The sequence below is a fragment of the Winogradskyella sp. HB-48 genome, assembly GCF_049942685.1.
Taxonomy (GTDB): domain Bacteria; phylum Bacteroidota; class Bacteroidia; order Flavobacteriales; family Flavobacteriaceae; genus Winogradskyella.
In genome coordinates this window covers 1,792,178-1,815,457 of sequence record NZ_CP187934.1, presented here as the reverse complement: position 1 = coordinate 1,815,457, position 23,280 = coordinate 1,792,178, and the positions used below count along the sequence as shown (strand labels likewise).

Here is a 23,280-nt window from a genome sequence, read left to right as displayed (position 1 = left end):
AAGTTAGTGACAATTACCCAGAAAACTATGAAAACATTAATGGCGATTATTCAAGCTCTCTTAACATTTATTGGAGTTGCCTTTATTGGCCTAGTTTTCTACTCAGAGTTGTCTAATCCCTACAATTACATTTCTGTATCTATTTTATTAATCATTGCTATCTATTTAAGTTCAAGAGTTTTTAGAATGATTAGCAGAAGGGGCTATATCACTACTATGACTGGTGATAACGCAAGTTATGAACTTGACAATCTCAAACCAGTTCCCGGAAGTGGAGTAACAGAATTAACATCTGATATGTTGGTTAAACACTTTGAGCAGCAGTCTATAAATTTTTCTCAATATTCAATAGAAATATGGGGAGATACTAATGCACCAAGATTAAAAGAAAAAAGAAACATTTCAGAAATTCAATTTGATAAGAATCTTAAAACTCTTAAAATTTCATTTGATGATAATTCTGAGTTACATATTAAAAACCCTAGAATGATTCATCATTCTATTAGTTATTTGAAAATCATCAAAGCTCAAGAAGTTGTTTGGAGAATCAAAGAAAACAGCCAAGTACTTGAATTTCATTATACAAATAATGGATCTAAAATAGTAACTGATTCAAATACTAATTGGAGACCTAAACATGACGATTTAGGTATAGGCATGAATGCAATCTATCTTCAAGGCTAACAGTAGCTAACAATGTTTATAATTCATGCTCGCTTGCTAAAGCAGAATAAAAATTGCTACTTTTAATAAAAATCATACTCGAACACGACAGCGACACCCTCTAAATTAGGCCTTTCACGGCATCAAAATCCAAACCACCATAATTCCCTGAGCTCATCAACAACAAGGACTTGTTTTCAAAATTTTGAGAGAATAAAAAGTCTTTAAAATCAGCAGGATTGGTATAAATAATTAAGTCATCACGCTCAAAGGCATCCGCGATTTGCTCATGAGTAACTTTCTCTAGTTTTTTAATTTCTACAGCATGTGGCGAATAAAAAACTACAGCCACATCTGCGGCATCTAATGCGCCTTTATACTCTTTTAAAAACTCGGCATTTAGGCTACTGTAGGTATGTAATTCTAAGCAAGCTACCAAAGTTCTGTCACGATACTGTGCCTTTACTGCTTTGGTCGTGGCCTCGACCTTACTTGGTGAGTGGGCAAAATCCTTGTAGGCGACACTTTTTGAAGTCTCTGCAATTTTCTCTAGGCGCTTGCTTGCTCCTTTAAACGTGGCAATGGCTTCATAGAAATCATCCTCATCAATACCCATATGTTGGCAAATCCATTTGGCACCTGCCAAATTATTCAAATTGTGTGCTCCAAAAATCTCAATTGGCATGGGTCCTTCTGGAGTTTCTAACAGTGTTTCACCATCTACAACTGTATATTCTGGTGTACGATATGGTATTTTACGGATTTGATTTTCCGAGGCTTCAACAATACGTTTTAGATCTTCATCTTCTTCATTGTAGTTGATACTTCCACCTAATACAATAGAATCTACAAAGATTTTAAATTGCTCTACGTAGTTCTCATACGTGGGAAATACATTGATATGATCCCAAGCAATACCACTTAACAAAGCTATGTTGGGTTTGTATAAATGAAACTTTGGTCTTCTATCTATTGGTGAACTCAGGTACTCATCACCTTCCAAAACTATAAAATCATTGTCTTCAGTAAGTTTTACCATGACATCAAACCCTTCAAGCTGCGCTCCAACCATGTAATCCACATCTCTGTCGTGATAATGCATAACATGCAAAATCATAGAGGTAATGGTCGTTTTACCATGGCTTCCACCAATGACAACTCTAGTTTTGTTTTTGGATTGCTCGTACAAAAACTCTGGGTAGCTATAGATTTTCAGACCTAATTCTTGAGCCTTTAATAACTCAGGGTTATCAGCTTTGGCGTGCATACCCAAAACAACCGCATCTAAATCTGAAGTGATTTTCTCAGGAAACCAACCAAAAGTTTCAGGCAATAAGCCTTTTGCTTCTAATCTCGATTTTGAAGGATTGAAAATTTCATCGTCACTTCCTGTTACCTTGTATCCTTTGTTATGTAGCGCTAACGCCAAATTGTGCATTGCAGCACCACCTATAGCTATAAAATGTACGTTCATGTAACAAATATAAATTATAGCTTAGAGATATTAGACTAGAGATAAGAGAAAATATCTGCTAAAAATCTGGATTCACAGCAAGGCTATTGAATAGTTTGGCTTTTGTACTAAAAAACTTGTACTGTACTTCTATGGCCTTAAGTTGCCCGTCTATGAGTTTAGACTCACGCGAGTTCACCAAAAACAGGGAACTTTCTCCCAAAAGAAATTTACGTTCTTCAGCCTCTAACATTCTGGAATAGTCGGTGACCATCTGTGATACTAACTCATTTTGAGTGACATACGAATCCAATTCTTGACGAATGGCATTTATCTTATTCTGAAGATTAACTCGAGTTGCATTGATTTCAAATTCTGTATCCTGCATCTTTAGTTTGGCCAATCTTAAATCGCCTCGTTCTTTTCTCAAAAACAAAGGAAAACTTACGTTAAGCCCACCTTTATATTCTGCCGTATTGAAGGAGCGGGCGACTTCAGGCACTTCGGTTATAAAGTTGTATTCTACATCGATTTTAGGCAGTAATCTATTAGCCTTTAATCGTGTATCTACCTCTAAACTCTGCAACTTGTAATCCAATGAAACCATTTTTGGATGGGTTTCCACAATAACTTCATTCTCTCTTAACTGGTTGATATTAAACGTTGTATCAACAATTGGCTCAGATTCCACATCGGGAATAACATTAGGTTGCAGTTCTACAGGCACGTTATTCTCTAGCCACAGAAACGTTGACAACTCCAATGCGGCTTTCATCAACTTTACCTTAGACTGCTCTAAACTCAATCGTCGCTGATTGATGGCAATTCTTGCTTCCACCACATCGATATCTGCACGTTCACCGACCTCTGCACCACGCTCAATACCTCTGTATCGTAATTCGGCATTGGTTAAAAAGTTTTCAAAAAGCTTCAATTCGTTGTAAGCCTGCAACCATTTAAAATAAGCTAATGATGCTTCATAAAGAATATTGTTGACAAAGATATCTCTATCTGCTTTGGCTTGCTCTCTAAATAGCTTGGCCTGTTTTAGAGATGCCATTCTATCATTAATCAGAAAACCTTGAGCAACTGACATTTTTACGCCAGCAGAGTACAGTCCATCATTTGGCACAAAACCTTCAGGATTTAGGTATTCGCCTGAATTTTCCTCAAATGTCGCCTTTAGCTCGATACCATACCAAGTCGGAATTTTAAACATCCCATTAAGCTTATCGTAATACTCCGTACCACTAAACTTTTTTCTATCATAATCTACTTCAAACTTAGGGTCAAAAGCGCCTCTTGATTTTAAAAGTTTGGCCTGACTTTCGTCTATGACAAGTTCAGCTTGCTTTACGATAGGATGAAACTTCTTCACATAAGCTAGGTACTCATCAAAGTGCAAAATCTCCTTGATGCTATCTGTCTGAGCAAAGCTTGGCAAACCTATGCTGATAAAAAGTAATATACTTAAATACTTCATCTTTTACTTTTTAGCTTTTGTTGCTTTACCACCATCTAATGGTTGATAATAATTAGGAGGAAAACCATTAAGTTGCCTCCATAACTCAAACCAAATAGGCACATCGTCTAATAACGCCATTGTGAATGCTCCTGAGCCTGCACGTACATCTTGAGGCCAAGGATGGTCTTCCGGATCAGGCTTTAATAAAACCCTAAACTTACCATTATTGCTAATAAAGCGTTCTACAGCAACCACTTCGGCACCATACGTACCGTAGGAAACGTTTGGCCATCCACTAAAGACAATAGCAGGCCAGCCATCGAACTGTACACGAACTTTTTCACCTTTATGTATCAACGGTAAATCTATAGGCTCTACAAAGGTCTCTACGGCTAAATCTATATTGTCTGGTATGATACCTACCAACTCTTCACCTTCTTTAAACGTCACACCTACTCCACCACGCAAGGCTTTATTAATAAAACCATCATATGGTGCTGTAACATATAATAAGCTATTTCTAATTTTATAATTTGAATACTGGTTTTCTAATTTTTGCACTTCTGCTTCAGTACTAAACTGATTTGATTTTGCTGAGAATTTTTCGCTCTGAGCTTTAGATATCTTATCCGCAAATTCTTGTGTTACTCTGTTAATCTCGAGCCTAGCATTAATGACTTCGGTTTTACTTTCTAAGAGTTTATTTTTTTGCGACACCAATTTGGCTTGTGTCTCTTGCAATTTTAACCCTGCGTCTTCTACATTTTTCAAGGCCGTAAAACCGTCTTGATAAAGTGTATCTGCACGATTGTATTTGGTTTGGGCAATTCTAAGATTAGTTTTGGCTGCCTCGAGATCTATACTATCTGCTTCAACTTTGTAATGTGCTTGTAAAAGCTTATTTTGAGCTTGTTCTAGCTTTAGTTTTCTTTCGTTTAAAAGCGCACCTATTCGTACATCTTCAGAGCGTGCTTTTTCCTCATAGGATTTTGCAGAAAAAGCCTTAGCATCGCGCTGTTGCGCAGTACGTTCTACTAAATTTGGATCAAAATATTCACTTTTAACTTCGGAAATTTGCATTATGGTATCTCCTTTTTTAACATGGTCACCTTCATTAACAAACCACTTCTCTATTCTGCCAGGAATTTGGGATTGTATGGTTTGTGGTCTCTGATCTGGTGTTAAAGTGGTAACGTTACCTCTACCTGTGATATTCTGTGTCCATGGCAAAAACAATATGATGACTCCAATAATTGCAAAAACTGCTAGAAATCTATTGAAATATTTGTAATAAGATTTATCAAAAACACGCTTACTTGAGCTGTAAGTAGATAAATCGACTGTTTTATTTAATGGATTTTTTGAAATGTTCAACATAGCATTTTGTTTTAGATAATTTCACCATTATTTAAATTAATTACATCGGTACAGCCACCTCTCCAATCAGTATTGAAGCTCGCTACGATAATTGCCCAAGGATTTTCTGGTGCAGTTAGCGCTTTAATAATTCGTTTAGCTTCAGTGGCTTCAAAATGTTCTAAGGGCTCTTCAAGAACCAACACTTTTGGTTTTTTAAGTATGGCTCTAGCTAAAATTATCTTTTTACCTACTGTAAATGATATCTGCTTTCCTTCAGGATATATAATGGTTTCGAGTCCTTTTTCAGTTTGCTTCAAATAATCCTTAAGACCAACTATTTCGATAGCATTTTTAATTTCCTCATCGGTAATATCTTTATTTGTTAAAGTAAGATTATCTCTTATACTGCCTTCAAAAGGTGTCTCATCCGCCAATGATAAGCCTAAGCAAGCTCTGTAATTATTAATTTGAATATTCTGGAGCGATTCATCATTAACAAAAATTCTTCCATCGCTAGGTTGAATAATTCCAGAAATCATTCGCAATAAACTAGATTTACCAGATCCACTCGGTCCTTGCACTAATATTCTACTGGACGGATTTATGATCATGCTAATGTTATTTAAAATTGGCATTGACCTACCGGGCACTTTGTAAGTAACCTTATCTAACTCTATTTTAAAACTATCTGCACTATCTACCTCTATACCCTCTTGCGATTCTAGTTTTTTGTCGACTACCTGACCCATTTTTTCTAATGAGGTCAAAACATCATAGAAGGACTCTAAACCTAAGATCAATTTTTCTACCGAAGCTATAACCAATAAAATAATGATTTCAGCAGCAACAAACTGGCCAATATTCATTTCTTGGGTCAATACTAAAAGTCCACCTATTAAAAGCAACCCAGCAGTAACAACTACCTTGAATCCAATCATCTGTATAAACTGGATAACTAAAATTCTAAAGTGACTTTCTCTGGCTTCTAAATAGCCATCTACTAACTTATCATTTTTATCTAAAGCCAGTGATGTCCGTCCTGAAATCTTGAAACTTGTAATGGCTCTTGCAACCTCTTGTATCCAATGCGCAACCATGTATTTTTTCTTAGATTCCTTTAAACTAGTCTCCATACCTTTCTGTATGGTGAACTTAAATACTACGTAAATTAAAATGACAAGCAACAGACCAAAAGCAATGAAAAACGGATGATAAAACGATAATAAAATTAATGCAAAGACAATTTGTAATACTGCTGCAGGCACATCTATTAACAACTTTGCTAATCCCTTTTGAACGGTTAAGACATCAAAAAAGCGATTTGCTAATTCTGGCGGATAATAGTTACGTAATTCATTCATTTTTATTTTCGGGAACCTGTAGGTAAACTCAAACGAAGCACGCATAAAAATACGTTGTTGAACAGTTTCTATAATACGCATTTGCATCAGTTGAAGCACACCAACAAACACTACACCTACAGTGACCAAAACAACCAATACAATCCATGATGTGCTAACTTGTGCACCTTGTATTAAATTAATAATCGCTTGTATTCCAAGAGGTAAAGTCAAACTTATAAGACCTGAAAAAACGGCATAGTAAATTACCTGTAACAAATCTTTTTTCTCGAGTCTTAAAATTCCAACAAAACGTTGCCAAGGAGTTAAAAGTGGTTTATTCTGATTCATTTGATGAAGACTTTAATACGTTTAGTGTTAGATTGATAAAAAATTCAGTCGGCGTAACATCTTTTCCACAGTCTGTTATTGAACTAAAATGCGCCTTTAAATAATGTTGATGTAAAGCACCTTCAACTATAGTACTTGCTAAACTAGAGGGAAATTGATAATTTGAATTTACGGAATTTATAATTTCACTTAGACGTTTTACAACCCGCTTATATGCCACAAAATACCCTTCCTTATTTTCACTATCCACCTCTTTTGTTAAGTAGGACTTCGAGTATTCGTTAATGATAATTCTATTTAAAATCACTTCGTTAATATGCGTAATCGTAACATCCTCTTTTATGGTTTGTGTAATAACTTCAATAGCTTTAAATAAACGCTCCTGAGCATCAGGAACATTGTGGGTGGCAAATACCATTTGATATTCTATCCAAGCCCAATACCATGAGGTTAAGTACACTAGTAATTTGTGTTTACTCTCAAAATAGCGGTAAATAGAACTCTCATTAGAACCAATCTTAGTTCCAAGTTTTTTAAATGTAAAACTATCAAAGCCTATCTCATCTATGAGTAAAATGCTATGTTCTATGATGCGCTTGCCTAAATCAGAAGATTCAGGATCTTTGATAAAAATCTTGTCTGGAACAGCAATCTTTAAATTTGACAGTAAATTTATCATACTTAAAATATTTATTTGCAAATATAATAGTAATACTATCGTTTTTGCGAATTTAACAAATATTTAAGCTATTAATATTTTTAATAGTTGCTATAAGTATTGTTAATGCAAATTGAACTAAAGCTCGGAAATCTTAGCTTTCTCTTCTTGAAAAACTTGAATATCTGGCAAACCAGCAATAGCTTTGTCTATCCACTTTAAAGCCTCTGTTTTATCATTCTTGTGCTTGTATATTTGAGCCAAACGATAGTAAGCCCATGCTTTTGGCACACCATCTTTTGCAGAATGATTGGCTAGGTAAGCTTTAAGGCATTTTTCGCCTTTTTCTAATTGAATATTATAATCTGCACATACTTTGCCTATCTGATAATGCATAGCATTGCGTTGGTGTTTACCATGTGCCTTTTCAATATTATCTATAGCTTTATCTGGCTTATTTTGAGACTCATAAAAATTGGTTAGTTTTTCATAGCATGTCACGGAGCCTCCAACCTCAATAGCCAATTTGTAATACTTTTCGGCAAGTTCAGGCTCATCATCATACTCATATACATAACCTTTTGCCAAATAGCCATCTACTTTAGAAAGATTTTCTAATTCATTTGCATACTTCAAAGCTTTAGAGGTGCTGCCACCGACAATTCCTGGAAGGGACACATATAACTCTACCAATGCCCAACGCGTATCAATATGTTTTGAATCTAATTCTGCAGCCTTTAAAAATGCACTTTTAACATCACCAATAATTCCAAGTGCTTTTAATTTACTTACGCTTAAAGCCTTCATTCCTAAAGCTCCACCATATTTGTAGTGATAATTGGCATTATTGGGATAATTGTCTTTTAATTTTTCGTACTGTTCTATCGCATTGTCCCATTTTTTTTGGTAGCCATAAGCATCGCCCAACAGTTCTATAGCTTCTATATCACTTGGATTTGATTCCAGAAAAGTGGTTAATTCCTGTTGTGCTTTTTTATAGTCTTTTTCAGATAGGTATGTTTTGGCTTTCTCTTTCGAAGTTTGAGAAAAACAAAATGCTGACACAAAAAAAATCCAAAGAAATTTCTTCATACGTTAGAGACAATTTTTTACAAAAATACAATTTAATAACGTTCGTGTTCACTGGCAAATTGTTTAACTTAACTCATTAAAAATATAGCTTTACCCTTTTTAGCTTTTTTGGAATACCTTTTGAAGGTATTTTGTAGAAAATTCGAATACTCATGAAAAACTATATATCCATACTAATGCTCATTTGCTTTGCCACTTTTTCTCAAGCCCAAAACAGTTTTGACGACCAATGGAAAAAGGTCATACAACTTGAAAATGAAGGTTTAACTAAAAGTGCCGCTGAACTTGTTGATACGATTTACAAAGACGCAAAAGCATCAAAAAACAAACAGCAACAGATAAAAGCACTGCTACACAAAAGCAAGTACATGTTGATTCTTGAAGAAGAGGCACAACTCAATATCGTCAATCTGTTTAAATCTGAAATTGAAACCTCAAAAGATATACCAACAAAGCATCTATTGGAAAATATGCTAGCAACAATGTATTGGCAATATTTTCAGCAAAACCGCTATAAATTTTACGATAGGACAAAAACAGATGCAAAGGTTAGCGATGATTTTAGAACTTGGGATTTAGAAACCTTGTTCAATGAAATTAATGTGTATTACCAACGCTCTTTAGAAAATGGCTTATTGCTTCAACAAGAGTCTTTAGAAAATTATAGCGCACTTTTAAACGAGGCTAAAGACTCTAAAATTTACAGACCAACCTTGTATGATTTGTTGTGTCATAATGCGCTTCTGTTTTATAAAACCACTGAAAACAGTATTACGCAGCCATCTTATAAATTCAAAATAGAAGACGAAATTTTTATAGCAGATAGCGAGCATTTCATCAACTTAAAAATCGCTTCGAAAGATAGTTTATCTCTTCAAGTACATGCACTCAAAATTTACCAAAACCTAACCAAATTCCATCGAAGCAATCAAGTTTCAAAAGCTTTTGTTGCTATAGATATCGAACGATTGAATTATGTTGCGCAACACGCAACGTTCAACAACAAAAAAGAGGCACTGCTTAATTCGTTAAAAGAAAAAGCGAATCAATTACAGGATTCGCCACTTTCAGCACTGTACAATTTTGAAATAGCAAAAACCTATCGCGAACTTGGAAGTCAGTATAATCATAATAATGATTCTGATGAATACCGTTGGAAACTTAAAGAAACCTTAGAACTATGCAACTCCGTAATTTCAAAATATCCTGAAAGTGAAGGCGCCAAACAATGCGAAGTGCTAAAACAGCAAATCCTTCAATCAAGCTTAAGATTAGAGGCTGAGGAATTTTTACCAATCAATTCCACTTCACGAATTTTAGTAACTTATAAGAATCTTTCAAGCCTAGATTTCAGTATTTATAAAATTGATATCAACCAGCTCGAAACCTTCAATCTATCAAACAATGCAGAAGATAGGTTAAAGTTTTTCAATAAATTAAAGCCGCTTCACTCGTTTACAAGTAACCTAAAATCTGAAGGTGATTATCAAGAACACAGCACTGAAATTGTTATACCAAAATTAACGAACGGGTTTTACCTCATTAAAGCAGACACCAACAAAGACAATGTGTTTGCAGTAACCCACTTACAAGTTACCAATATGGCATTGCTTGAAAGCGTACAAAACGATGTAGTCCACTATCAACTTATTAATAGAACTAATGGTTTACCTATCGTCGATGCTGTAATTAACATGACTTATAGAAACAACAGAGATAAATTATTTTCTAAAATGCTATCGACTGATATATATGGAAAATTCAACTTTAAAAAGGATGGCAACTACTACAGAGAAGTAGAAATAAGAGCAGATTATAAAGATGATATCGCTTTTTTTGGAGACTATTACATTTCCAGATCATACAAACCTCACAAAAATAATGACACACAATACAATGTCTTTTTGTTTACGGACCGAAGTATCTATAGACCAGGGCAAACCGTCTATTTTAAAGGTATAGCCACAGCAACCAAAAACGACAAAACCGAAGTTTATGACAAAGAAAAAGCGACCGTAACGCTTAGAAACGTAAATGGTGAGATTGTTAAAGAACTGGAACTTAAAACCAACGAATATGGTTCTGTTGCTGGTGAATTTATTTTACCAAATGATGGCCTTACAGGAAACTTTACGATAGAAATGGTTTGTGGCAGAAAAGGCTTCACGTACTTCTCTGTTGAAGAATACAAACGTCCAAAGTTTAAACCAGAATTTCAACCTATTACTGAAACTTTTAAGGTTAATGACAGTATTACTGTAAAAGGAAAGGCCGTTGCTTTTGCAGGTAGTAATATTACAGATGCTAAAGTAGTATATCGCGTGAAACGCCAAGTACAATATCCGAGTTGGTGGTATTGGAGACGACCAGGTTATTACAGTTCTGAAGCACAAGAAATCACTTTTGGAGAAAGCACAACAAACGGAAAAGGTGAATTCGAAATTACATTTAAAGCCCTACCAGACGAAAGTGTTTCTAAAGATAATCTACCTGTGTTTAAATATGAAGTCACTGCTGATGTTACAGATATTAATGGAGAAACACGTTCTACGGCAACGGTCGTCAATGTTGGTTACCATGCCATGACTTTGCAGGTTTCTGCATCAAACCAGATTGACAAAACTAAAAAGGAAGTAGAACTCACTTTAAACTCCCAAAACCTTAATGGAGAGTTTGTTCCTGCCCAAGGGACCTTAATGGTCTTTAAACTAAAGTCACCTGATGCTATTCTGAGAGCCAGACCTTGGAATGCACCAGATTTTCAGGTAATTTCAAAGGAAGAATTTAAACGTTTATTTCCTCACGATCCATACAATGACGAACATTTATCCACCAATTGGGATAAAGGCGAGGAAGTTTTCTCAACAGATTTCGATACTGAAAAAGAAAAGACCATCACGCTCAAAAAACTAAAAAAATGGAACTCTGGTCAGTACATTATTATTGCAGAAAGCAAAGACAAATTTGGAGAAGACGTAAAAGCTGAAGCCTATACAAACCTATTTAGTGATAAAGATAAGACCGTTGCAGACAATCAACTTTTTGAAGCGTCTTTAGATAAAGAGAGTTACAAGGCTGGTGATGTTGCAATACTCACTATGGGCTCAGCGGCGAATGACATCACAGTGACTGTAGAAGTTGAAAAAGACAACGAGATTATTGTAACACAGTTGGTAAAATTGAACAACTCTAAACAAACCATTAGTATTCCTGTTTTAGAAGACGATTTAGGTGGTTTTGAAGTCCACACCAGTTTTGCCGCTTACAACAGTTATGTTTCTCAAAGTTTTAGCATTAATGTCCCTTATCCTAAAACCGATTTAGAGATTGAAACCACTACGTTTAGAGACAAGCTACAACCAGGACAAGACGAAACCTGGAGTTTTAAAATTAAAGGTCCAAAAGGAGATAAAGTCTCTGCTGAACTTTTAGCAAGCATGTACGATGCCTCTTTAGATGAATTTAGAGGACACAACTGGAGTTTCAATCCTATACAGCAACCATACTACTATAGTAGAATAAATAAAAGCGGTGGACGCAGTTTTGGCACGACTAATTTTAGATTGTTTAACCGTTTTAATTACCCTGTAGCTTATGCTGTGCAAAGTTATGACCAATTAAATTGGTATGGATTTAGTTTTGACGGCTCTCATCATTATTTGAGACAACAATATTTACGAAATAAATATGCCAATGAACCTTCTTATTATGTATCTAAGATAAACACTAGTATTGGAAATAACTTCATAGAAGGCACTGTTGTGACAGCTTCTGACGGTCTACCTTTGCCTGGTGCTAGTGTAGTATTAAAAAGTGGTGATGGAACTCAAACAGATTTTGATGGTAAATTTAAAATCAAAGCAAAAAAGGGTGAGACCATATCAATTAGTTACATAGGTATGAAAACATTAAGTTTTATTATTTCTGATGATAATTTCTACGATATATACATGTATGAAGATGGTTCGCTAGAAGAAGTAGTGGTTGCTGGATATGCAACCAAAACAAAGAAAGTATTAGCTGGCAATGCTGCTATAGCAGATGCAGATGGAGTTGATGATGAAAATGAGTCAATTGCTCCTCCACCTCCAGAAGCAACACAAACAAATGATTTAGGAAATTCAGACAGTATCCAAATCCGCAAAAACCTCAACGAAACCGCTTTTTTCTTTCCACAATTACAAACTGATGAAGACGGTAATGTAAGTTTTAACTTTAAAGCACCAGAAGCGTTGACCAAATGGAAATTGCAATTATTGGCACATACCAAAACTTTGGAAAGCTCAGTAAAGCAACTAGAAACGGTGACTCAAAAAGAATTAATGGTAATCCCAAATGCACCACGTTTTTTACGAGAAGGTGACCAAATTACCATTAGTACAAAAATTGCCAATCTTACTGAGAAGGAATTGTCTGGTATAGCTACTTTAGTGTTAACAGATGCAATAACAGGCAGTGATATTTCAAATAAATTGGTAGTTAAGCATCGGTCACTGAGCGAAGTCGAAGTGAGCCGAAACGACAATGGCACTTCGACTACGCTCAGTGCCCAGAATTTTTCAGTTGATGCAAATGGCAACACCCAAGTGTCTTGGAAACTAAACATTCCTGAAGGCTTGCAAGCTGTACAATACCAAATTATTGCAAAAGCAGTTGATTTTAGCGATGGAGAGCAAAACGCTTTACCTGTGCTATCCAACAGAATGTTAGTCACAGAGACATTACCAATGTGGATACGTTCAAACGAAACGAAGACGTTTACGTTAGACAAACTAAAAGTCAACACCTCAACAACGTTGACCAACCATAAGTTAACTTTAGAGATGACGTCTAATCCTGCTTGGTATGCTGTACAGGCTTTACCATATTTAATGGAATATCCATACGATTGTAACGAGCAGACGTTTTCTAGATATTATGCCAATGCCTTGGCACAGCATATTGTAAGCTCTAACCCTAAGATTGAAGCGGTTTTCAATCAATGGAAATCCTCAGATGCATTACTTTCTAACCTTGAGAAAAATCAAGAGTTGAAATCACTTTTAATTCAAGAAACACCTTGGTTACGTGATGCACAATCCGAAGCTGAACAGAAAAAGCGTATCGGTTTATTATTCGATCTTAATAAAATGAATAACGAGCTCAATTCAGCCCTACGAAAACTGAAGCAAAACCAATTACCATCTGGTGCTTGGCCTTGGTTTAATGGTGGCTATGCTAATCGTTTTATAACACAACATATCATTTCTGGGTTTGGGCATTTAAAGCAACTCAATGTTATTCAAAGCGACAGCGAAACAACTATGATTCAAAACGCCATTCAATACCTAGATGCTGAATTCGTAAAAGAATACAAAGACATTAAAAAGTATAATAAGGATGCTGATTTAAGTAAAGACCATTTGTCTTACACGCAACTGCACTATATGTATGTACGTAGTTTTTACTCTGAAGTAAAAGCTTCAAAAGAAGTAGAAACTATAATGGACTACTACAAATCACAGATGCAGAAGTATTGGTTAAAACGTTCGTTATATGCTAAAGGTTTAATGACCTTGACGCTTCACAGAATGAATGATGACACCACAGCAGGAAAGATTTTAAAATCACTAAATGAAAACAGCATTACCTCAGACGAATTGGGCATGTACTGGAAAGCCAATACAAGTTCTTGGCACTGGCACCAAGCACCAATTGAAACTCAAGCACTTTTAATTGAAGCTTTTTCAGAAGTTGGAACTTTAATTCAGAGTGAAATGAAAAATCTTGAAGATATCGACAATCTAAAAATCTGGTTACTAAAAAACAAGCAAACCAATAAGTGGGAAACCACCAAAGCAACCACAGAAGCTGTTTATGCCTTATTGCTTCAAGGTAGTTCTTGGTTAGATGTCACTGAAATGGTTGATGTAAAAGTCGGTAACGAAACTATAAACCCTTCAACATTAGACAATGTAAAAGTTGAAGCAGGAACAGGTTACTATAAAACCTCTTGGACTGGCAAAGAAATTACAGCAGAACAAGCCAATGTTACTATTTCTAAAAAGGGAGATGGTATTGCTTGGGGAGCACTTTACTGGCAATATTTTGAAGACTTGGATAAAATTACTTCAGCAGAAACACCTTTAAAATTGAGTAAAAAACTCTTCTTAAAATCGAATACTGATAAAGGAGAAGAAATTTCAGAAATTACAAAAGACACTAAACTAAACGTTGGTGATTTGGTTCGCGTACGTATTGAGTTACGTTCAGACAGAGACATGGAATTTGTACACCTAAAAGATATGCGTGCTGCAGGTTTTGAGCCTATCAACGTGTTATCGCAATACAAATGGCAAGATGGCTTAGGCTACTATGAAAGTACTAAAGATGCAGCGACTAATTTCTTTATGGATTATTTACCAAAAGGCCTTTATGTGTTTGAATATGATTTACGTATCAATAATGCTGGTAATATGAGTAACGGCATTAGTACCATTCAGTCAATGTATGCGCCTGAGTTTAGCAGCCATAGTGAAGGCGTGAGAATAACTGTAGAATAAAAAAAAGCTTCCGGAATGGAAGCTTCTTAATCTTATTTGCTGCTTGGTGGTGTGGTTGGTCTTACCTCAATTTTACTTGGTAGAGTTCTTGGATTCATTTTTAATAAATCGACAACCAATTCACCTATATCTTCTATCTGAATTTTCCAAGCACCAGCTTCACTTGGCTCATTGCCATTAAAATATGTTGATACTGAACCTGGCATAATAGTACTAACCTTTATACCATATTTACGCAAGTCTAACATTACTGCTTGGGTAAAGCCAGTAACACCAAATTTACTAGCGTTATAAGCAGAACCACCTGCAAAGAAATTGGTTCCTGCTAAACTTGAAATGGTAATATAATAGCCTTTGGATTTTTTTAGCGCCTCTACACTGGCTTTTATTGAATTAAAAACGCCTGTTAAATTGGTGTCTATAACAGCATTCCATTGTTCTACTGTCAAATCTTCAATACTCCCAAAATGCCCCAATCCTGCATTGGCAACAACCAAGTCCAGTTGACCAAAAGCATCAAGTGTTGCTTTTACTGCCCTTTCTTGGCTATCTAAATGTCTGACATCAGCTTCAAGTCCGATTACTGCGTTTTCAGAATTTATTTTAGAAGCTAATTCTTTTGCCTTGTCTTCTGCGGCTTGTTTAGTTCTGCTCGTAATGGCAACTTTAAAACCTTGATTGAATAATGCCTCTGCAATTCCATAACCAATACCTTTTGTTCCACCTGTTATAAGAGCGACTTTGCCCTGTAAATTGTTCATCGTTTTGTTGTTCTTTTGAATCCAATCAAAATTACAAAACCGATTAACCAAGATGAAGTTTAAAGTGTTAGGAAAATGATAAAGTTTATTTCTTTGGTGGATACTTGGAGAAAATCTTTTCTATGAGTGCATCAAAATAAGCCTCACGTTGTTCGGGAGAAGCATTATCTCTATAATTACTCTCGCTAACCGCCTGCCAAAACAAACGCTCATTTTGTTTTTTATCTACAAAATCAATCGTGATTTGTCGTGTACTTTGGTTGCCACCAATAGGAATTCCTACAGAGACACCACCAAAACCGCCTCCGCCTCCACCTCCTGCACCAACGCCAACGGTAGAGTTATTTCTGTTCATTACATCTTCACTTTGTATATCAATATAAAAATCTGGATTTTCTGAGCGTGTCATTCCCATAGTTGCCAATTTTGCATCTATAGAGCGTATGATACGCTTAGTATCTAACTGGCTTAATCCAGTTTGCATGTCACTGAAATAATCGTAGGTTTTATATTGGGTAAAGTCGGTAGATTTTTCGTAATCGTAATTCACCACAGTGCCACAAGACGACACCAAAAGAAGTAAGAATAGATATTTTATAGTCTTCATTTTTTATTTTAAAGATACTTAAAAAATAGATGAAGTATAGCTATCGTAAAAACAGTAGGAAAATTTTAACTATTCCTCCTCAGAATCTGGCTCAACAACTTTTGTAAGCGAAGAAGAAATAATTCCGGTTGGTATGGCCACAATACCTAAACCTATTAAAAGTATAAAGAATGTGAAAACTCTACCACCAACCGTTATCGGATACACATCTCCATAACCTACAGTTGTCAAAGTAACAATAGACCACCAAAGGCTATCGAAAATGGAAGAAAAATGCTCTGGTTGCGCCTCGTTTTCAAAATAGTAAATGCCTATTGCTGCAAAATAAATAAGTACCAAAGTGACTCCCATAAAGAGAATTATTTGCTCTTTTGCCAATAGCATGGCTTTGGCAAAATGTCGCATCGCTCTGTTGTATCTTACCAATTTTAAAAGTCTAAATAATCTAAACATCCTCAATACTCTGAGAGAGCGAAGATCTAAACCAAATGACAAGTAAAACGGTAAGATGGCAAACAAATCGATGAGCCCAAAAAAACTAAAAATGAATTTTGGCTTGTTGTCTGCTACATAAATTCTAGCTAAATACTCTGCAGTAAAAACCACTACACAAAATATCTCGATAGAATTAAGAATCGTTTTGGTTTGCGGTTTTAAATTAGGTAGTGTTTCAATCGAAAATGTGATAACAGACAGTACAATTAAAAACTGAATAAAGAATGCAAAACTCTTGCTGAGCTTATTGTCGTTATATTCTACAATGTTTTTAATGGTTTGTTTCATAAATGATTATGAATTCAGCATTTTCCAAAGTTTATCCTTAAGTTCTGTGAGCCCTTGTTGAGCCACAGAAGAAATAAACATATAATCGCATTCTAAATCTTTATCCAAAATATCAGCCATTTCAGATTTTAATTCCTCGTCTAACATGTCTGATTTTGAAATGCATACAAAACGGTCTTTATCTAACATTTCAGGATTGTAGCGTCTCAATTCATCTACTAAAATTTCATATTGATCAACGACATCCTTGGCGTCAGCAGGAATTAAGAATAGTAAAATAGAGTTACGTTCTATATGTCTTAAAAAGTAATAGCCCAGTCCTTTCCCTTCAGCCGCACCTTCAATAATACCAGGAATATCAGCAATAACAAACGACTGAAAATCGCGATATTTTACAATACCTAAATTAGGCTTAAGTGTTGTAAACTCGTAATCGGCAATCTTAGGTTTTGCAGACGTTAACACAGACAGTAAAGTCGATTTACCAGCATTTGGAAAGCCAACTAAACCCACATCAGCTAAGACTTTTAACTCTAAAGTAATATCTCTTTCTTCGAGAGGAATTCCTGGCTGTGCGTAACGTGGAGTCTGATTTGTAGCACTTTTAAAATGCCAGTTGCCACGACCACCTTTACCACCTTCAGCTACAATTTTTTCTTCTCCAGCTTCTGTAATTTCAAATAATATGTTGTTAGTTTCAGTATCTCGGATTACAGTTCCTAAAGGCACTTCAATAATAGCATCCTCACCATCGGCTCCAGTACTTCTACCTGAACTACCATGCTCTCCATGACCAGCACGGACATGTCGCTTAAATTTTAGATGCAATAATGTCCATAAATTCTCATTACCTCTAATGATAACGTGACCTCCACGACCACCATCCCCTCCATCAGGTCCGCCTTTGGCTATATATTTTTCACGATGTAAATGCGCAGAACCTTTGCCGCCATTTCCGGAAGCAACGTGCATTTTTACGTAGTCTACAAAATTTCCTTCAGTCATGTTTATTTCCCACGAAAGTGGGAATCTTTTTAATTAAAATAGAATTTATAATTATAAGATTACTGCCTTCGCAGAAATAACAATTACAATTTATCAATAACACCACTCAAACGTTCTGTGATGTCTTCTATACTTCCTACTCCATCAACACCAAAGTACTTGTCTTGTGCAGAATAGTAATCTTTTAATATAGCTGTTTTATCGTAGTATTCTTTAATACGGTTTCTGATAATGCTTTCGTCTGCATCGTCAGCTCTTCCGCTAGTTTCACCTCTTTTTAATAGACGTTCTACTAACACCTCATCATCCACTTCTAAGGCTACCATAGCATTGATTTGAGAATCTTTACTATCCATTAATTCATCTAATGCTTTCGCTTGAGCGTTGGTTCTTGGAAAACCGTCAAATATAAATCCGTTAGCATGGGCATTTTTTTCTACCTCTTTATTCAACATATCAATCGTTACCTGATCTGGCACCAACTCTCCTTTATCCATGTAAGACTTTGCCAGCATACCTAAGGCAGTTTCATTTTTGATATTGTACCTAAAGACATCTCCAGTAGAGATGTGTACTAAATCGTATTTTTCTTTTAAAAAATTTGCTTGTGTTCCTTTTCCTGCTCCTGGAGGGCCAAATAGCACGATGTTTGTCATGTGTTGTGTTGTTTTTAATTGGTATACATCTGGTAAATTTCTTCCTAATCCATTGTAGTCTAATCCAAAACCTACAATGAATTTATTCGGGATTTCTTTACCAACATAATGAAGTTTATAATCCTTGTGATAGGCTTCAGGCTTATAGAACAACGTTGCTATAAGTAGTTGCTTTACGTTTTCGTTTTTAAAGATGCGATGCACTTCTTCAAGTGTATTCCCTGAGTCTATTATATCTTCTAAAATAACAACTGTTCTCCCTGTTAAATCCTGGGTCAAACCAATAAGCCTTTGAATATCTTCAGTAGACTTAACCCCTTCGTAAGACGCTAATTTTATGAAGGTAACTTCGCAAGGCTTTGGATATTTTTTCACAAAGTCGCTCACAAACATAAACGACCCATTCATTATCCCAACAAACACAGGGATTTCATCTCCTATATCTGCAGCAATCTCGTTGACCATTCGCTGAACAACAACATCAATTTCATCTGCATTTATAAAAGGCTTAAAATATAAATCGTGAAGCTTAACAACCATGGTATTATTTTAGAAATGCAAAGATAATGAATTGATTGAGGATTGCCGATTTTTTGAATTACGAATTTAAGAGTATCTGCCATAATTAGCTTATTTTTGCAGAGAATTAATGTTGAATCTTAAAAAATTTCCCAATACTAGGGAAGTAAACATGAACTACTTTTCTTCAAACTTTAAACTCGGAATTCTTGGTGGTGGACAACTAGGCAAAATGATTTTATATCACACACGAAAATACGATATCCACACATGTATAATCGATCCAAGTAAAGATGCACCAGCAAGACTGGCATGTGACGAGTTTTTTGTAGGTGATTTATTAGATTATGACACTGTTATTGATTTCGGAAAAAAAGTGGATGTACTCACTATTGAAATTGAAAACGTTAACGTAGAAGCTTTAGAAACTCTCGAAAAGCAAGGCATAAAAGTATATCCATCGTCAAAAACCTTGCGAACTATACAAAATAAGGCCACTCAAAAATTATTTTACCGCGATCATGATATTCCAACGGCAGATTTCTCGCGATTTGCACATACCTCTGAAATTGAAGATGCCGTTGAGAATGGTGGTTTAAAATATCCTTTTGTTTGGAAGAGCGCTAGGTTTGGGTATGATGGCCAAGGTGTAAAAGTAGTGAGACGCTACACAGATTTGGTAGATTTACCAAATGTAGAATGTATTGCAGAACATCTAATTCCGTTTAAAAATGAGCTTGCCGTTATTGTAGCCAGAAATACTAAAGGCCATTTAAAAACGTATCCAGTCGTTGAGATGGAATTTCACCCTGAAGCCAATCAGGTCGAGTATGTTATTTGTCCGGCAAGAATTCCTAATGACATTGCAAAGAAAGCAGAGCTGGTAGCTCTAAAAACAGCTGCAGCTTTTGAACATGTTGGGCTATTGGCTGTAGAAATGTTTCAAACTGAGGACGATCAAATTCTGGTAAACGAAGTAGCTCCAAGACCACACAACTCAGGACATTACAGTATAGAGGCAAGTTACACAGACCAGTTTGAGCAACATCTGAGATGTATATTGGGTTTACCCCTTGGTAATACAGAAAGTAAAGTTGCAGGTGTTATGGTAAATTTGGTTGGTTCAGAAGGCTATACTGGTAATGTACTATATAGAAACATTGAAGAGATTATGGCAATGGACGGTGTAACACCTCATATTTATGGTAAGAAACAAACACGACCATTCCGGAAAATGGGTCATGTGACCATAGTAAATAAAGATGTTGACAAGGCGAGAGAAATTGCAGAAAACGTAAAACGAACTATTGAAGTAATAAGCGAATAAGATATGAGTAAAGTAGGAGTTATCATGGGAAGTAAAAGCGATTTGCCAGTTATGCAAGACGCTATTGATATTTTAAAGGGATTTGATATTGAGGTTGAGGTTGATATTGTTTCAGCCCATCGTACACCAGATAAACTATTCGATTACGGGAAAAATGCTCATCATAGAGGAATTAAAGTAATTATAGCTGGAGCCGGTGGTGCAGCTCACCTACCAGGTATGGTAGCTTCACTATCACCATTACCAGTAATCGGAGTGCCTGTTAAGAGCAGTAATTCTATTGACGGTTGGGATTCTGTGTTATCAATTTTACAAATGCCTGGTGGAGTTCCTGTAGCAACTGTAGCTTTAAACGGAGCAAAAAATGCCGGTATTTTAGCCGCGCAAATTTTAGGAAGTTCTGACCAATGTATTTTAGACAAAGTTATGGTTTACAAAGAAGGCTTGAAAGCTAAGGTTATTGCGTCTGCAAAAGACCTATAAAAAAGCCTTAACTCTCGTCAAGGCTTTCTTTGCTATTAACCAATCCTTAAGAACAAAAAGTTCTTGTTCGTCAAAGATGGCGCAAAGATAATTAAACTTATCAAACACGAAAATAGACTTATCACAAAATACCGTTAAAATTCACATTATCAACAATCTACGTAAGAAAATTTAGACGATAAAAATGACTATTCTTAATACATATTTTGATACTCAATATAATACAGCCCCTTTTTCCAAAATAAAAAATGACGATTTTTTACCCGCTTTTAAAATAGCCATAGAAAAAGCTAAAGCTGAAATTGAAGCTATTGTTAACAATACTGAAATACCAACTTTTGAGAATACTATTGAAGCTTTGGATTATTCAGGTGAAGAATTGGATAGAATATCAAGTATTTTCTTCAATTTAAATTCAGCTGAAACTAATGACGAGATTCAAAAAATAGCTCAAGAAGTTTCACCATTACTATCTGAGTTTAGCAACGACATTACGCTGAATGAAGCGTTATTCAAACGTGTAAAAGCGGTTTTCGATTCTAAAGCTGAGATAGAATTAACTACAGAACAAGCTACGTTATTAGATAAAAAATATAAAAGTTTTTCGAGAAATGGTGCTAACCTTCCAGAAGACAAAAAACAAAAATTACGTGCCATAGATAAAGAATTAAGTCAACTAAAACTAAAGTTTGGTGAGCATATTTTAGCAGAAACCAACAAATTTGAAATGCATCTCACAGATGAATCCGACGTTGAAGGATTGCCTGAAGGCGCAAAAGAAGCTGCCAAACAATTAGCTGAGGGCAAAGGCAAAGACGGCTGGCTAATTACACTAGACTACCCCAGTTATATTCCATTTATGACCTATGCTGACAATCGAGAGCTGCGTGAACAATTATCTAAAGCTTTTGGAAGTAAAGGGTTTCATAATGACGATTTAGACAATCAAGCTATTGTTTTAAAAATCGCTAATCTTCGTTTTGAACGTGCTCAACTTTTAGGCTACAAAACACACGCTCATTTTGTTTTGGAAGAGCGCATGGCACAAACACCAGAAAAGGTAAACAACTTTTTAAACGAACTGTTAGAAAAAGTAAAACCAGCTGCAGATGAAGAATTTCAAAACTTGTCGGCTTTTGCCAAAGAACTAGATGGCATAGAACAGTTACAAAAATGGGATTCAGCTTACTATTCTGAAAAATTGAAACAAAAATTATTCAGTTTAGATGATGAACAATTAAAGCCATATTTTAAATTAGAAAATGTCATTAATGGTGCGTTTACTGTTGCCAATAAATTATTTGGACTTCATTTTGAAGAAATAAACACAATCGATAAATACCATGAAGATGTTTTAACTTATAAGGTTACAGATAGCGAAGGTGAATTGGTCTCTATATTTTATGCTGACTTTTTCCCAAGATCTGGAAAACGTAATGGTGCCTGGATGACCTCTTACAAACCACAAATGATAAAAAATGGTATTAATGAAAGACCGCATGTATCTATTGTCTGTAATTTTACCAAGCCTACAAAAACAAAACCTTCTCTACTTACGTTTAACGAGGTCACAACATTGTTCCATGAGTTTGGTCATGCATTGCATGGTATGCTAGCTAACACCACCTATACTAGCCTTTCTGGAACTAGCGTATATTGGGATTTTGTTGAGTTACCTAGTCAAATCTTAGAAAACTGGTGTTACGAAGAAGAGACCTTAAAGTTATTTGCTACACATTATGAGACTGGTGAAGTGATTCCTATGGATCTTATAGAAAAAATAAAGGCATCAGCAACATTTCACGAAGGCATGCAAACCCTACGCCAATTAAGCTTTGGCATGTTAGACATGGCTTGGCATGGTACAGACCCTACAAAAATAATGGATGCAAAAGCGCATGAGGTTGAAGCTTTTGGAGAAACACAACTTTATCCTGAAGTGGAAGAAAACTGCATGAGCACTGCGTTTTCGCATATTTTCCAAGGAGGTTATTCTTCTGGATATTATAGCTATAAATGGGCAGAAGTTTTAGATGCAGATGCTTTTGAATACTTTAAGGAAGAAGGTATTTTTAATAAAACCATTGCTGACAAGTTTAAAACTTACGTCTTATCGCAAGGAGGTACAGATAACCCTATGACCTTATACAAAAAGTTCAGAGGACAAGAGCCAAAACCTGAAGCATTGTTGAGACGTGCTGGGTTGATAAAGTAGG

The 23,280-nt window shown here is 35.6% G+C and carries 16 protein-coding genes; 5 read left to right on the top strand and 11 right to left on the bottom strand.

What is annotated here, in order from left to right:
* Positions 1-27: 27 nt before the first annotated feature.
* On the top strand, positions 28-684 hold the full coding sequence (locus ACPX19_RS08025) for a hypothetical protein (RefSeq protein WP_426429490.1): 657 nt from the start codon (positions 28-30) through the stop codon (positions 682-684).
* 100 nt (positions 685-784) lie between these two features.
* On the opposite strand, the gene ACPX19_RS08020 is transcribed toward ACPX19_RS08025, so the two are convergent.
* From ACPX19_RS08020 to ACPX19_RS07995, 6 genes are all read right to left on the bottom strand, one after another.
* Positions 785-2,137, bottom strand: coding sequence for a UDP-N-acetylmuramate--L-alanine ligase (locus ACPX19_RS08020; protein ID WP_426429489.1), 1,353 nt, complete (start codon positions 2,135-2,137; stop codon positions 785-787).
* Positions 2,138-2,195: 58 nt separating this feature from the next.
* Positions 2,196-3,599 carry a TolC family protein gene (locus ACPX19_RS08015; RefSeq protein ID WP_426429488.1) on the bottom strand — a complete coding sequence of 468 codons (1,404 nt, stop codon included), beginning with the start codon at positions 3,597-3,599 and terminating at the stop codon, positions 2,196-2,198.
* Positions 3,600-3,602: 3 nt separating this feature from the next.
* On the bottom strand, positions 3,603-4,958 hold the full coding sequence (locus tag ACPX19_RS08010; RefSeq protein ID WP_426429487.1) for an HlyD family secretion protein: 1,356 nt from the start codon (positions 4,956-4,958) through the stop codon (positions 3,603-3,605).
* Positions 4,959-4,969: 11 nt separating this feature from the next.
* Positions 4,970-6,631 carry a peptidase domain-containing ABC transporter gene (locus tag ACPX19_RS08005; protein ID WP_426429486.1) on the bottom strand — a complete coding sequence of 554 codons (1,662 nt, stop codon included), beginning with the start codon at positions 6,629-6,631 and terminating at the stop codon, positions 4,970-4,972.
* Positions 6,618-7,310: a TetR/AcrR family transcriptional regulator gene (locus tag ACPX19_RS08000; RefSeq protein ID WP_426429485.1), complete on the bottom strand. Its 693-nt coding sequence runs from the start codon at positions 7,308-7,310 to the stop codon at positions 6,618-6,620. The genes ACPX19_RS08005 and ACPX19_RS08000 overlap by 14 nt, the downstream gene beginning before the upstream one ends.
* Positions 7,311-7,427: 117 nt before the next feature.
* Positions 7,428-8,381 (bottom strand): tetratricopeptide repeat protein, encoded by a 954-nt coding sequence (locus ACPX19_RS07995; RefSeq protein WP_426429484.1) that lies wholly within the window; start codon positions 8,379-8,381, stop codon positions 7,428-7,430.
* Between the two features lie 152 nt (positions 8,382-8,533).
* On the opposite strand from ACPX19_RS07995, the gene ACPX19_RS07990 reads away from it, so the two are divergent.
* The gene (locus tag ACPX19_RS07990) at positions 8,534-14,923 is read left to right on the top strand and encodes an alpha-2-macroglobulin family protein (RefSeq protein ID WP_426429483.1); all 6,390 of its coding nucleotides are present in this window, start codon (positions 8,534-8,536) and stop codon (positions 14,921-14,923) included.
* A gap of 32 nt (positions 14,924-14,955) precedes the next feature.
* On the opposite strand, the gene ACPX19_RS07985 is transcribed toward ACPX19_RS07990, so the two are convergent.
* The 5 genes from ACPX19_RS07985 to ACPX19_RS07965 form a co-directional block, all read right to left on the bottom strand.
* Positions 14,956-15,684 (bottom strand): SDR family oxidoreductase, encoded by a 729-nt coding sequence (locus ACPX19_RS07985; RefSeq protein WP_426429482.1) that lies wholly within the window; start codon positions 15,682-15,684, stop codon positions 14,956-14,958.
* Positions 15,685-15,769: 85 nt separating this feature from the next.
* Positions 15,770-16,291 (bottom strand): DUF4136 domain-containing protein, encoded by a 522-nt coding sequence (locus ACPX19_RS07980; RefSeq protein WP_426429481.1) that lies wholly within the window; start codon positions 16,289-16,291, stop codon positions 15,770-15,772.
* Positions 16,292-16,360: 69 nt separating this feature from the next.
* A complete protein-coding gene (locus ACPX19_RS07975) occupies positions 16,361-17,074 on the bottom strand; it encodes an ion transporter (RefSeq protein WP_426429480.1) in 714 nt (237 codons plus the stop codon).
* Between the two features lie 6 nt (positions 17,075-17,080).
* Positions 17,081-18,079: a GTPase ObgE gene (gene obgE, locus ACPX19_RS07970; RefSeq protein ID WP_426429479.1), complete on the bottom strand. Its 999-nt coding sequence runs from the start codon at positions 18,077-18,079 to the stop codon at positions 17,081-17,083.
* An 83-nt stretch (positions 18,080-18,162) separates the two neighbouring features.
* Positions 18,163-19,275 (bottom strand): adenylate kinase, encoded by a 1,113-nt coding sequence (locus ACPX19_RS07965; RefSeq protein ID WP_426429478.1) that lies wholly within the window; start codon positions 19,273-19,275, stop codon positions 18,163-18,165.
* 151 nt (positions 19,276-19,426) lie between these two features.
* Between ACPX19_RS07965 and ACPX19_RS07960 the strand changes: the two genes are divergently transcribed.
* The 3 genes from ACPX19_RS07960 to ACPX19_RS07950 all read left to right on the top strand — a co-directional run bounded on the left by ACPX19_RS07960 (position 19,427) and on the right by ACPX19_RS07950 (position 23,279).
* Positions 19,427-20,581, top strand: coding sequence for a 5-(carboxyamino)imidazole ribonucleotide synthase (locus ACPX19_RS07960; RefSeq protein WP_426429477.1), 1,155 nt, complete (start codon positions 19,427-19,429; stop codon positions 20,579-20,581).
* A gap of 3 nt (positions 20,582-20,584) precedes the next feature.
* On the top strand, positions 20,585-21,064 hold the full coding sequence (gene purE, locus ACPX19_RS07955) for a 5-(carboxyamino)imidazole ribonucleotide mutase (protein ID WP_426429476.1): 480 nt from the start codon (positions 20,585-20,587) through the stop codon (positions 21,062-21,064).
* 184 nt (positions 21,065-21,248) lie between these two features.
* Positions 21,249-23,279, top strand: coding sequence for a M3 family metallopeptidase (locus ACPX19_RS07950; protein ID WP_426429475.1), 2,031 nt, complete (start codon positions 21,249-21,251; stop codon positions 23,277-23,279).
* Position 23,280 lies beyond the last annotated feature (1 nt).

What these genes read in the sequence shown, in the direction of transcription:
- ACPX19_RS07980 (WP_426429481.1), bottom strand. Translation starts at nt 16,291, where the DNA reads ATGAAGACTATAAAATATCTATTCTTACTTCTTTTGGTGTCGTCTTGT.
- obgE (WP_426429479.1), bottom strand. Translation starts at nt 18,079, where the DNA reads ATGACTGAAGGAAATTTTGTAGACTACGTAAAAATGCACGTTGCTTCC.
- ACPX19_RS08000 (WP_426429485.1), bottom strand. Translation starts at nt 7,310, where the DNA reads ATGATAAATTTACTGTCAAATTTAAAGATTGCTGTTCCAGACAAGATT.
- ACPX19_RS08010 (WP_426429487.1), bottom strand. Translation starts at nt 4,958, where the DNA reads ATGTTGAACATTTCAAAAAATCCATTAAATAAAACAGTCGATTTATCT.
- ACPX19_RS08020 (WP_426429489.1), bottom strand. Translation starts at nt 2,137, where the DNA reads ATGAACGTACATTTTATAGCTATAGGTGGTGCTGCAATGCACAATTTG.
- ACPX19_RS07995 (WP_426429484.1), bottom strand. Translation starts at nt 8,381, where the DNA reads ATGAAGAAATTTCTTTGGATTTTTTTTGTGTCAGCATTTTGTTTTTCT.
- ACPX19_RS07985 (WP_426429482.1), bottom strand. Translation starts at nt 15,684, where the DNA reads ATGAACAATTTACAGGGCAAAGTCGCTCTTATAACAGGTGGAACAAAA.
- ACPX19_RS08025 (WP_426429490.1), top strand. Translation starts at nt 28, where the DNA reads ATGAAAACATTAATGGCGATTATTCAAGCTCTCTTAACATTTATTGGA.
- ACPX19_RS08015 (WP_426429488.1), bottom strand. Translation starts at nt 3,599, where the DNA reads ATGAAGTATTTAAGTATATTACTTTTTATCAGCATAGGTTTGCCAAGC.
- ACPX19_RS08005 (WP_426429486.1), bottom strand. Translation starts at nt 6,631, where the DNA reads ATGAATCAGAATAAACCACTTTTAACTCCTTGGCAACGTTTTGTTGGA.
- ACPX19_RS07990 (WP_426429483.1), top strand. Translation starts at nt 8,534, where the DNA reads ATGAAAAACTATATATCCATACTAATGCTCATTTGCTTTGCCACTTTT.
- purE (WP_426429476.1), top strand. Translation starts at nt 20,585, where the DNA reads ATGAGTAAAGTAGGAGTTATCATGGGAAGTAAAAGCGATTTGCCAGTT.
- ACPX19_RS07965 (WP_426429478.1), bottom strand. Translation starts at nt 19,275, where the DNA reads ATGGTTGTTAAGCTTCACGATTTATATTTTAAGCCTTTTATAAATGCA.
- ACPX19_RS07960 (WP_426429477.1), top strand. Translation starts at nt 19,427, where the DNA reads ATGAACTACTTTTCTTCAAACTTTAAACTCGGAATTCTTGGTGGTGGA.
- ACPX19_RS07950 (WP_426429475.1), top strand. Translation starts at nt 21,249, where the DNA reads ATGACTATTCTTAATACATATTTTGATACTCAATATAATACAGCCCCT.
- ACPX19_RS07975 (WP_426429480.1), bottom strand. Translation starts at nt 17,074, where the DNA reads ATGAAACAAACCATTAAAAACATTGTAGAATATAACGACAATAAGCTC.